The sequence below is a fragment of the Ruegeria sp. BHSB064 genome (assembly GCF_059613205.1).
In genome coordinates this window covers 1-12,167 of the sequence record NZ_JBXWSB010000126.1, presented here as the reverse complement: position 1 = coordinate 12,167, position 12,167 = coordinate 1, and the positions used below count along the sequence as shown (strand labels likewise).

The window sequence follows — 12,167 nt, the reverse complement described above, 5'->3', positions numbered from 1 at the left end:
ATTGCCGCCTCGAGGATGGGGTAGAGGTGTTCTTCGTCGCAGGGTAGTTCGTCGAATTCAAACGTCTCGGGCAGGCCGTCCTTGGGCAACCACGGGGTTGCGTTGGGCTCGGAACACCCGATCAGCAGCTTGCCCGCATCCTCTTTGTAATAGGCGTATTCATCCATCACCCGCAGCACAGGCAGATCACCGGTTACACCCTCGATCGGATCGGTCACCACGTAATAGTGGTTGGTGTAATGCAGCGGGATTTGCACCCCATGGGTCAGGCCAAACTCACGCGCCCACATGCCGGTGGCATTGACCACATGTTCGGCGCGAACCACGCCTTCTTCGGTTTCAACACCAACAGCGCAACCGCCTTCGATCACCACGCGGTTGACCTTGATGTCTTCAAAAATCTGAGCATCATTGGTGCGCGCGCCTTTGGCCAGAGCCATCGTGGTGTCGATAGGATTGGTGTAGCCATCACCGGGGAACCAGAACGCGCCCTTCGCGCCCTCGGTCGAAAGTAGCGGCCAGCGATCTTGCGCCTCAGTCAGGCTGATCTCTTCCGCGCGCAGACCACAGCCGTGGGCATAGTCGACCTTGCGCCGCAGCTCCTCCATACGCGCCTCGGTCAGAGCCACAGTCATCGATCCGTTGCGTTTGAAGCCGGTATTCTGCCCGGTTTCATCCTCAAGGCTTTCCATCAGGTCGAGGCCGTACTTTGCCAACGCCGACATGACCGGCACGCCTTGTGTTTCGCTGACCAAGCCAGCGGCATGCCATGTTGTTCCGCTTGTCAGTTTCTTGCGCTCGAACAGGGCAACCGACCAGCCTGCTTTGGCAAGGTGATAAGCGGTCGCGCAGCCGACAATGCCGCCGCCGATGATAGCGACCTGAACGTCCGTCGGAAGAGATTTCGCCATGGGTCTTATCCCCGCAACCGGTCGTTTTCAGGATCGTAGAACGGCACGGTCGCCACAGTCGCTTTGACCGGCACACCCAGCACTTCGATCTGGTACACATCTCCAGGGTTCGCGGCCTCTGTCAGATAACCCAACGCAATGCGCTTACCGATACGGAATCCGGTTCCGCCCGAGCTCACATAGCCCACCGGCTTGCCGTCGCGGCAGATGGGGTCGGAAGACAACGCGTCGGCGCCGTGGCCGTCGAGCACAAAGGCGGTGAAGTGATAGTCTTTCGGCTGCTCGGCCTGCGCCAGAAACGCGTCGCGCCCGACAAAGCTGTTTTTCTTCTTGCTGACAAAGCGATCCAGACCAGCGTCAAAGGCAGTATATTCGATGCCGAAATCAGCGCCCCAGCCGTGATAGCCTTTCTCAAGCCGCATGGCGTTCAGCCCGTAAGAGCCGAACTCGACAATTCCGTGATCTGCGCCTTGGTGCATAATTGCGGTGTAGACATTCACCAGATCGGCGTTGCGCATATGCAGCTCCCAGCCTAGCTCTCCGACGTAAGACACCCGCAGAGCAATCACAGGCGCGCCCGCGATGGTGATTTCGCGCACCGACATCCACGGGGCGTTTTCTTTGGAAAGATCATCCTCGGTCAGCGGTTGCAGCACGTCGCGGGATTTTGGTCCCATGACCATCAGAGCAGCGTCAAACTCAGAGCCTCGGGTCAGAGTCACGCCCTCATCCGGCAGGAATTGCGACATCCAGTCATGGTCGCGTTGATCTGCCAGAGTGGGGCCGCAGAGCAGGTATTTGTTCTCATCCAGCCGTGCAATCGTGGCCTCGGACCAGATTTTACCCTTGGGCGTCAGCATATAGGACAGCTTGACGCGACCAACGGCGGGCATTGCGCCGCAGAAGACATGATTTAGGAACTCGGTGGCCTTGGGCCCGTTGACCTCGTACCGGGTAAAGCCGCCGTGATCCATCACACCCACGCGGTCGCGCACGCCTTCGCATTCAGCTTTGACCGCATCGTGCCAGACTTCGTGATGGAAACTCAGCTGTCCGTCATCCTTGATCTGGTCTGTCTGGAACCAGAAGGCCCGCTCCCATCCGGCGACCTGTCCGAAAACCGCGCCTTTGTCTTTGAGGGTGTCATAGAGTGGCGTGGTCTGCACTGGACGGCCCGATTTCCACAGCCGATGCGGATAAGGGATCGCGTATTGATGCTCATACAGCTCGCTGGACCGTTTGACGGTGTAGTCGAACGTCGCCCATTCCTCGCCGAAGCGACGCGGGTCCCAGAAGGACATGTCCCATTCGGTCTCACCTTCGGTAATCCATTCGGTGAGCGTTTTCGCGGCCGCGGCCGAGTGGGTGATCCCCACCGGAAAACAGCAGGCATGATAGAAGTTCGGCAAACCAAAGGCGGGGCCGCAAAGCGGCGCGCCATCCGGGCTGTAGGGGATTGGCCCATTCACGAACCGGCTAACGCCGGCCTCACCTAATAGCGGCACATGCTCCAGCGCTGCCTCAAGGATTTCTGCAATGTCATCTACGCTGTCCGGGTAAAGTTGATTGGCAAAGCAATCCGGCATTCCGTCCAGCCATGCGGGGCGGCCTTCGTGACCGTATGAGCCCAGCAGCAACCCGTTCCGCTCGCGCCGCAGGTAATACATGATGTCCGGATCTCGGACGAGCGGGAAGTTTTCTGGGTTGGCCTCAAGCTCGGGCAGGCTTTCGGTGACCAGATACTGATGTTCCAGCGTGACGACGGGCAGTTTCTGGCCGACCATCTCACCGACCACGCGGCCATAGTAACCGCCTGCGTTGATCACGATATCGCAGACCACATTGCCCTTGTCGGTCTGCACTTCCCATTCACCGGACGCGCGGCGTTCAATGCCGGTGACCGTGGTAAACCGCGCGATCGCCGCGCCCTGATCCCGCGCGCCTTTGGCCAATGCCTGGGTTAGCTGCGACGGGTCCACGTCGCCCTCATAGGGATCGAAAATACCGCCGATGATGCTGTGACCCGAGCTGAAATAGGGGTGCATGTCATCCATCTCGGACGGAGTCAGCATCGCCATGTCGTAACCCAGCCCCTTGGAGATTCCGACCAGATGGTGGAACAGATCCATGCGTTCGGGCGTGTGCGCGGGCCAGAACGCGCCGGTGTGGCGGTAGGTGATCGGGTAGTCGACTTGCTCGGCCAAATCCTTGTACAGCCGCCAGGCATAGTTGCCCGCGCGCATCCCGCCCCAACTGTTGGCATAGGTTGGAATGTTCCCCGCCGCGTGCCAGGTCGAGCCGCTGGTCAATTCGTTCTTCTCGATCAGCAGTGTGTCGGTCACCCCGGCTTTGGCCAGATGATAGAGGGTCGAGACACCGACAGCGCCACCCCCGATGATCACAACTTTAGCATGGCTTTTCATGGGTTTAATCTTTCAGATAGATGGGCAGGCGAGCGCGCAGGGCAGCCTCGATATCGGCGGGCAGGTGGGACGGAGCGGGTTGCACTTCGATCTCGGCAACGCGGGCGATGGCCTTGTCCCAGACCGTTTGCGCGCCGCTTTCAAGCCAGTCATTGACACTTTGGCGGTCGCCCAGAGACGGATAAACGTATTCCTTGGTCATCAGATCCAGGGTCTGAGCAGTGCCGAGGAAATGCCCCTCGCCGGTCACGACCTGTTCGATCATGTCCAGATCAATCGAGCCTTCGAACATTTCGACGCCGCGCACTGAACGCAGGATGGCACCGCACATATCATTGTCGATCACCAGAGCCTCTTTGCTGGCTGCCATGATCGAGCCCAGCATCCCCACGGACAGGTTGATCATATCCGCCCCGCCTTGGGCGGCCAGCGCGATGGTGTAGCCTTTTTCATAGCCCGACTGCGCGTCCGCTGTCTTGGCATCGGTCATGCCCGCCGAAACAGTGGAGGGCAGGCCGAGGTTCAAAAGCAGTTGCGCAGCGGCAGCATTGGCCACAGCAGCCTCGCCCGAACCGCCGGTCATTGCGCCGGTGCGCAGGTCGGAAATGAACGGCAGGAACGCCAGAATACATGGGAAGCCGGGCTGCATCATGTTGACCAGAACCAGACCGGCCAGCGATTCCGCCAAGCCCTGTGCCAAAGCGCCAGCCAGCGCGGCGGGGCTTGTTGCCCCGGCCTGCGCCGCTGAGCAGATCTGCAATGGCATACCTAATCGGACGCATTCGCGCATCACCCCGCAGGCCTCTTCGGCCAGCGTCAGCGGTGGCACCACGTGACAAACGGATGCGAAACAGAAGGGTTGCGTTTTAAACGCGCCTTCGCCGCCCAAAGCTGCGTCGAACATTTCAACCACGGGGGTCACATTGGCGGGCTCGAAAAAGCTTGTGCCAATGGGTTTCGAGGTCGCCTTCATCGCGGCAAATGCCGTGTTGATGTCCAGCGTCAGCGGATCTTCCAGATCCCGGGCCACAACGGGACGCAGGGAATAGTGAATGCTGTCGCAGGCATCCACGATGCGCATCAGGCTGTACAAGTCTTGTAACGTGCTGTCGCGGAACGTGTTTGTGGCGGCGTCCAGAACCTGAACAGCGGCGCCGCCGGTGCCGATATGGACGCGACCACCGCCAACCTCGATCCCACGATCCCGAATGAAACCAGGAAGTTCCACGCGTTTACACGCGCCTGCGATTATGTCCTCGACCAATGTGCGTGAAAAGGTGATGCGGCCATCAGCCCGTTCCGCAGCGCCATTCTCCAGCGCCAGTGCGCGGATGTCTTCAGGTGCTCCGGACACACCGATTTTTTCCAAAATGTCGAAGGCCGTATCGGTGATATGGGCCAGTTTGCCGTTATCCAGCGGCATAAATCGACCGCCAATGGGCGGTAAAGTCATCTGTGGCGTTGCGGAACTGGAAGCCCGTCTTGATCGTGTTCGCCGCATGAGCGCGTCCTTGATGAGGTATTTTCCCGCGCATCTTAGGAAGGGTGTAGTTTTAGCTCAATTCCATTATTGGCTGATTTTTGTGAAAGAAATTCATTCAGCGACATGGCGCAACTTACGAGTCCTTGCACCGAAGTATTCATGGTTCAATGAGGGCGATACCGCCCCCAAAAAGGTCACGTTTGTGGCGTTGACGTTACCACGCCACGTTCGACCCAATCGTCGAAAAGTGTCAGAACCGCGTCGCAGAATGCAGCGTCGTTGATATGAGCGTCCAGTTCGGTCATTGGCACCTGATCGGGCATCACACGGCGGGCTTCGTCGATCATTTCGGCCAGTGCCTGCGGGTCATGGGCTTCTTCACCTTCCTTGTCCCAGGCCTCGATGCCTTGCAGTGGCAGAAAGAAATGCGTTGGTCCTTTTGCTGTACCCAATCGATTGGCAAGTTCCCGAATCCAGGCGCGCCGTTCGGCCCCGTTGAAGACCGAGCTTTTGATCAGCCGGTTGTGTTCATGGAAAGGCCGGTCGGCATAGTGTTCGGGGATGTCCTGCCATCCCGCAAAATCCAGCAAATCCAGCGTGCCGGGGGCGACCATCTGCGGGATACCCATGCGCCCGGCATTGGTAACCCGGTCTTCACCGCTGGAAACGACAGAGCCCGCCATGAGGTTTCCGAATTCCTGCATGCAGAAATCCATCACGCAAGCGAATGCCCCTTCGCTGGCCAGTTTTTCATAGGCCATGCCGCCCATTCCTGTGGAATGAAACACGGCCACTTCAAACCCGCGCTCTTCCAATGCTGGTTTGAGTGTTTTCATATAGCGCAAGCAAGACGACCCCAGACTGGTCATGCCAACCAGCGGTTTGCTGCGGTCCGGTGCAATGGCGGCCTTTGCTGCGCCGACCACCGCCCCGGCCGCCTGACTGAGCGAGGACTGGCAGATCGAATTCATGCCATAGAGCCCGCCAGCCCAAAGGATCATCTGAATATCGGGGGCCAGCCGGTTTGGCGGGATAAGTGGTGAGAAGCTGACGGTTGAGACAATGTATTTCGGCACACCCATCGGCAGCGCTTGCGCGCAATCCAGTGCAAGATCAGTGCCCATTGTGCCGCCGGTGGCCAGCATCCCGTCAAACCGGCCCTCAGCATAGGCCTGCGCAACCACTTCGGCGGCCCCGGCAGACATGATGCGGAAAGCTTTGTTCTCGTCGCCTTGGGCGATAACCTCATCAATTGTCATACCACCGGCTGCGGCCACGTCATGCTTTGAGATATCGGTCGGTGCAGAAGGGTCGCCCAGAACAGACACATCCATCGTCAGCACATCGGCACCCTGTGCTTGAATTGCGTTTTCGATGAACCGCATTTCAGGCTCTTTGGTGTCATAGGTGCCGATCAAAAGGATAGTTTTCTTGGTCATTTGCGCCTCCCTTACCCCTCAGCGATCAGAGCTTGATCCAAGCGGTTTTCAGATCGATGTATTTTTCCATTGCATGTAAAGACTTGTCGTGCCCGTTGCCCGACTGGCGCACACCACCAAGGGGCACAGTCAGGTCTGCGCCGCCATAGGTGTTTACATGCACTACCCCTGCGCGGACACCAGCGACCATGCGATGCGCGCGGCCTAAGTTCGCGGTCCAGACACCACCTGCCAACCCGTAAACGGTCGCATTCGCCATACGGATTGCGTCTTCTTCGTCCTTGAAGGGTGTAACGGCGAGAACCGGGCCGAAGACTTCGTTTTGGAACAGGGTGTCGGTTTCCTTGACACCTGCCATCACAGTCGGGGCCATGTAGTAGCCGCCGGTTTCGGTCAGAATGCGCGAACCACCTGTGCGCAGATCGGCCCCTTCTGCCTGAGCCGTGGTTACAAAACCCAGATTGGACTCTAATTCGGACAGGCTATGAACCGCGCCGATCTGGCTGTTCAGGTCTAGCGGATCGCCAACGCGAAAGGCTTCGGCATGGCGGGTGATCTCTGACAGGAAATCCTCGTAGACTTCTTCCTGTACCAACAGGCGCGATCCGGCAACGCAGACCTGACCCGAGTTGCGGAAAATACCAGCGGCTGAAACCTTGGCCGCTTCGGACAGGTCCGGGGCATCGGCAAAGACGATGTTCGGCGATTTGCCCCCAAGTTCCAGATAACAGCGCTTTAGGTTGGACCGCGCGGAATATTCCAAAAGACGTCGCCCTGTCGCGCCGGACCCGGTGAAGACAAGGATGTCAACATCCATCGACAGCGCCAACGCTTCGCCGACGACTGGGCCGCGCCCCGTCACTACGTTGAACACGCCGTCTGGCACCCCGGCCTCAGCTGCCAGTTCGGCGATTTTCAACAGGCTGAGCGAGGCGCTTTCCGCCGGTTTCAGGACCACGGAGTTGCCAGCCGCCAACGCGGGGGCGATCTTCCAGCTGCCGATCATCAGTGGGAAGTTCCATGGCACAATCGCGCCGACAACGCCAACGGGTGCATGATGTATCAGGCCCAGAACGTCATCGCCCGTAGGGGCGATCTGACCGTACAGCTTGTCGATGGTTTCGGCATAATACCGGAACGTTGCCGCGGCTGAGAGTGCCTCGGCCTTATAGGCCATATTGATCTCGGTCCCGTTGTCGCGAACGCCCAGAACAGCAATTTCCAGCGCTTGAGCTTCGATCAGATCGGCCAGCTTCAGCAACACTTTCTTGCGGTCCGCAGGTGCCATTCGTGACCAGCGCCCATCTTCAAACGATACCCGCGCCGCACGTACGGCGGCGTCGACATCCGCAGCACTGCCCTCGGCGATCAACGCCAAAGGCTGACCGTTGATCGGGGAGAGGACCTGATGCTGAGCACCGGTTTCGCTCTGTTGAAAGCGGCCGTTTATGAAATGCCCGCGCGGTGCAACTTCCTTTGTGCGCAGCGCGTCAATCGAGGACTGATCCATGAGGCGTTATCCTTGCTGTGTCGTGTCTTCGTCGAGAACCGGTTGCGGTTTGACGCGGTCTTTGTGTTCCTGGATCAACGAGCGGATGTGCAACAGGATGATCCCCAAGATCATCACAAACAGGATTGCCGCAATGGGCCGGTCGATGAAGTCAAGCGGTGATTTCACACGGGCCATGGCACTGCGCAGCTTGACCTCCATGATGCCACCCAGAACCATGCCCAAAATGATGGGCACGATCGGCAGGTTCAGGCGTTTCAGGATCAGCCCGAAAACCCCGAACCCGGCCGCAATCGCGCAGTCCGTGATCGAGTTTCGCAGGCTGTACACGCCCACAAAAGAAAGGGTCAGGATCATGATGCCGAGAAAGCGGGTTGGAATCTGAATGAGTTTCAGCAGCAGATTGGTCGAAAACAGCAGAAAGATCAGAACGACCACGTTCAGAAGGATCAACGCCATATACAATGCCATGACAAAATCCATCTGTTCCGCAAACAGTTGCGGGCCAGGGATTACATTGTGGACGTAGAAAACCGACAGCATCATGGCTGTCAGTGCCTCACCCGGAATACCCAGCGCCAAAAGCGGGATCATTGCAGCCCCCGGAACGGCGTTGTTGGCGGCCTCAGACGCCACCAGACCTTCGGGCGATCCTTTGCCAAACGCGTCGGGATCTTTCGAGCTTTTCTGAGCGTAGGTGTAAGACAGGAACTGGGACGTGAATTCGCCGGTCCCCGGCACCATACCCATGAGAACGCCCAGTGATGACGACACGGTGGCAATGCGCTTCAGGCCCAGAAGCTCTTTCAGGCCGGTAAATATGTTGCCACGAACATGGGCTTCGCCGGGGGCGTGTTCCTTGTCGACCAGCAAAAGCAGTGCCTGGCTGATTGCAAACAGACCCAATACGACAACGATCAGATCGACGCCCGATGACAGCCAGGTTTGCTCAAAGGTGAAACGCCGCGTGTATTTGACAGGCTCCAGCCCCACCGTGTTCAGGAAAATCCCGAAAAATGCCAGCATCGCGGCGGAAAAGGTCTGTCCGCGATGGGCCAGGATCACCAGCAAAATACCCATGAAAGCGGCCAGAAAAATCTCGCGACTGCCGAAATGCGGGGCGACCCAGGCCAGAACGGGCGAAAGGACGATCAGGCAGAGGATCGAAAAAATACCACCAAAGAACGAGGCTGAATAGGCCAGCGACAAAGCCCTATGACCCTCGCCGCGTTTGGTCATGGGATAGCCGTCATAGGTGGTCAGGGCGTTCACGGCCGTGCCTGGGGTGTTGATCAGAATGGCCGGGATTGCGCCGCCATACATGGATGACCCGTAGATGCCCAGCAGAAGGGTTAGACCTACGATAGGTTCGAAAGCAAATGTAGCAGGCAGCAGGATCGCGATGGCCACGGCGGCGCCCACGCCGGGCAAGGCGCCAATGATAACACCCCCGACAGAGCCGATGATCAGCGCCACCATGACTTGCCACTGGGCCAGAATTGCAAAGCCGGAAATCAGATCGTCCATTGCGGCCTCATAGATAGGTCAGCGCAAAGGCGCGCAGCCCGTCGGGCAGGTATTCATAAACGCGACCCGCGGGGATGTTCACCTGCAGCAGCGCCCGAAAGACGATTGCGACCACCGCGCCGAAAATGAGTGCAATGCAAAAGGCCCCGGGCAAGCGAAACCCTAGGCGGACCGTCAAAAGGGCGGCGAACAGCATGGTGGAGGGCAGGTACCCAAGCCATGGAACAGCAACAACGTAAATCAGAAAATAGACAACGTATTCGAGCGATTTCAGCCAAAACGTGATCTCTCGCAAACGGCCTGGAATACGTGGTGACAGGAATGAGCTCAGCAAATGCAGACCGCTGAACACAACCATGCCCCAGATCGCGATAGTTGGCCACAAAGCAGGCTGCGCAAACCACTTTGTCCGTTTGACAACCTGAGTTTCGCTTCCAAGCTGGCTGAGAAGGAACAGCGAGAACACGAAGAACATCGTGGCAAACACGATGTCACCGGGGCGTCGATAGCGCCGGAACATGTCTTGCAAGGTCTTTGCAATCATCGTGGCCTCCCGTTGGGTGGAAAGAGGCCCGGCTGTGTTAAACGTGCCGGGCCCGTTCCGGTTTATTCGCCCAGGATCTCTTCAATCTTGGCGAACGAGGCTTTGTCTTGCTCGATCTGAGCATTGGAGGCATCGGGATCCTGCCAGTAGATCAGAGCACCGGTTTCTTCAGCCAGTTGTTTGGCCTTGTCAGAGCTCAGCGCCTTTTGAGCTGCAGCCGAGATCTTTTCGCGAGCATCTGCAGGTGTATCCTTATGGACGAACAGACCGTTCCACAGGGCCAAAGGCAGATCGGGGTTCAACTCGACAATCGTTGGTGTATCTGGAACCAGTGAAATCCGCTCGCCGCCGATGCTGGCCAGGACGTTCACCTGATCAAGGCAGGGCAGGATAAGTTGCAGGGTGGTGTTGATCACGTCGACATCGCCAGATGCCAGCGTGTTGCAGTCCAGCGCGTCAAAAGCTGCCTCGCTGGCAAAGTCGAACCCGCTGCTTACGGCTGCAGCAAAGGTCACCTGGGTTGGTGGCAAAACGGAACCGAAATGGCCAAGTGCGACGTCGTTTTCCTTGCCGTGTTCCGCCAGCTCTTCCCAGCTTGAGAAAGGCGCGTCCTTGCTGGCTGCGATCACGAAGGGATATGTCAGGAAGATCCCGATGGGATCAAACGGGTTGGGGTTGAGCTCGGGGATGCCGATTTCTGGACCAATGACCGGCACGCCGATGACAAAAGACCCGATGGTGTAGCCGTCCGCAGGGGCGGTTGCCACCTCGACGGCACCCGGGAACGGACCACCCCCACCACCGGGTTTGTTCACGACAGCGGCTGGCACGCCGTACATGGCCTGAAACTCATCGGCGATCATCCGCGTCAGAACATCTTCCAGATCGCCCGGAGGCCAAGGCACCACAAAGCTGACCGGCTTTTCGGGGTACTCGGCCAGTGCAGCGGTGGCTGATGCCACAAAAGCCGCAGCTGTAAGAAATTTCTTCATTGACTCCTCCCATGCGTGGTTCATTATTTGATCCGCGTTAACAATAATAATGTTGCTTTGTTAAGTTAGTTCTGTCAAGTATTCCCTGAGCAAGAGGAAGTGAAACACATGGGCACAGCCCTTAATGCCTTAAAAATGCTGGATTACTTTTCAAGCGCGCGACCGGAAATCGGGCTGAGTCACTTTGCGCGACTGTCTGGATTGAACAAGGCAACTGCGCTGCGCCACCTGCGAGCGCTCGAGGAATACGGTCTGATCGAACAGAATCCCATGACCAAGTCTTATGCCATCGGACCGGCAGCCTTGCGCCTGGCCGCGCTGCGCGAAATCGCCCGACCCGGCATCGAAAGTGCACGCCAGAAAATGCAGGTTGCCATGCAGAGCGTTGGTGAAAGCCTGCATTTATCTCTGTTGGAAAAGATCGGCCTGCAAACCGCATTGGTGGTTGAAACAACACGGCATAGTGTGCGTGTCAGCCTTGATCCCAGTGAGATCCTGCCGATCAATGCAACGGCGTCTGGTCTTTGTATGCTCAGCTTTGGCCCGCCCAACCTTATGGACCGTTTGGATCGGGACGAACAGGTGCGATTCACGGACGCAACGCTCACCGATCCTGAACTCATCAAAGAGCGGGTTGCGCGGATCAGCGTCTCGGGCTGGGCCAACAGCAACGGAAGCTACGAAGAAGGCGTCTTTGGCTACGCAGCGCCGATTTTTGGCATCGATCAGATCGCGTTGGGGACCATCGCAATTGCAGTCCCGGAAAGCCGCGCCACAAGCGATCGCCTGCCTGCCATTCTGTCTGCATTGCACACTCTTTCGACCGAACTGACCGCAGATTTCGGCGGTCAGTTGCCCGACACCTTTCCAACCGAATTCCACCCGTGACCGAGGGTGGGCGACACTCGCGGAGGCCCGAACCATGAAAGACTCGAACTTTCTGAAAGAGAACAACGCCCGTTATTTCTGGCATCCGATGGCACATCCTGCCGACAGCCAGAAAAACCCACCGACTATTCTGAGTGGCGGTGAGGGTGTCAGCATCATTGACGTCGACGGTCATAAGGCGCTTGATGCCGTTGGGGGGCTGTGGAACGTCAATCTGGGCTATTCCTGCGAACCGGTGAAACAGGCCATCGCCGATCAGCTGAACGCGCTGCCTTATTATTCCACCTTTCGCGGAACCAGCAACGATAAGGCAATTGAACTGTCATATGAGCTGGCGCAGTTTTTCGCGCCAGACGGCCTGACCCGCGCGTTTTTTACGTCGGGTGGTTCAGACTCTGTCGAGATCGCGTTGAAGCTCGCGCGGCAATACCACAAGGTTCGGGGCGACGC

Annotated in this window: 10 protein-coding genes; 2 read left to right on the top strand and 8 right to left on the bottom strand. The window is 58.0% G+C overall.

From position 1 onward, the window contains the following. The 8 genes from AC2FNU_RS20890 to AC2FNU_RS20855 form a co-directional block, all read right to left on the bottom strand. Positions 1-911: NAD(P)/FAD-dependent oxidoreductase (locus AC2FNU_RS20890; protein ID WP_496792056.1), on the bottom strand; the 911-nt coding region annotated here is incomplete at its 3' end. A 5-nt stretch (positions 912-916) separates the two neighbouring features. Next, entirely contained in the window at positions 917-3,334 is a 2,418-nt protein-coding gene (locus AC2FNU_RS20885; protein WP_496792051.1) for a GcvT family protein, read from the bottom strand. Positions 3,335-3,338: 4 nt separating this feature from the next. Further along, positions 3,339-4,835, bottom strand: coding sequence for a trimethylamine methyltransferase family protein (locus AC2FNU_RS20880; RefSeq protein ID WP_496792049.1), 1,497 nt, complete (start codon positions 4,833-4,835; stop codon positions 3,339-3,341). Positions 4,836-5,011: 176 nt separating this feature from the next. Further along, positions 5,012-6,256, bottom strand: a complete 1,245-nt coding sequence (locus tag AC2FNU_RS20875; protein WP_496792047.1) for a Tm-1-like ATP-binding domain-containing protein — start codon at positions 6,254-6,256, stop codon at positions 5,012-5,014. A gap of 25 nt (positions 6,257-6,281) precedes the next feature. Further along, the gene (locus AC2FNU_RS20870) at positions 6,282-7,766 is read right to left on the bottom strand and encodes an aldehyde dehydrogenase (RefSeq protein ID WP_496792044.1); all 1,485 of its coding nucleotides are present in this window, start codon (positions 7,764-7,766) and stop codon (positions 6,282-6,284) included. A gap of 6 nt (positions 7,767-7,772) precedes the next feature. Continuing rightward, positions 7,773-9,293, bottom strand: a complete 1,521-nt coding sequence (locus tag AC2FNU_RS20865) for a tripartite tricarboxylate transporter permease (RefSeq protein ID WP_496792041.1) — start codon at positions 9,291-9,293, stop codon at positions 7,773-7,775. A 7-nt stretch (positions 9,294-9,300) separates the two neighbouring features. Continuing rightward, positions 9,301-9,837, bottom strand: coding sequence for a tripartite tricarboxylate transporter TctB family protein (locus AC2FNU_RS20860; protein WP_171176603.1), 537 nt, complete (start codon positions 9,835-9,837; stop codon positions 9,301-9,303). Between the two features lie 62 nt (positions 9,838-9,899). Next, the gene (locus AC2FNU_RS20855; protein WP_496792033.1) at positions 9,900-10,829 is read right to left on the bottom strand and encodes a tripartite tricarboxylate transporter substrate binding protein; all 930 of its coding nucleotides are present in this window, start codon (positions 10,827-10,829) and stop codon (positions 9,900-9,902) included. A gap of 108 nt (positions 10,830-10,937) precedes the next feature. On the opposite strand from AC2FNU_RS20855, the gene AC2FNU_RS20850 reads away from it, so the two are divergent. Beyond that, on the top strand, positions 10,938-11,717 hold the full coding sequence (locus AC2FNU_RS20850) for an IclR family transcriptional regulator (RefSeq protein WP_496792030.1): 780 nt from the start codon (positions 10,938-10,940) through the stop codon (positions 11,715-11,717). Between the two features lie 34 nt (positions 11,718-11,751). Next, a partial coding sequence (locus tag AC2FNU_RS20845; protein WP_496792026.1) for an aminotransferase class III-fold pyridoxal phosphate-dependent enzyme occupies positions 11,752-12,167 on the top strand: 416 nt, incomplete at its 3' end.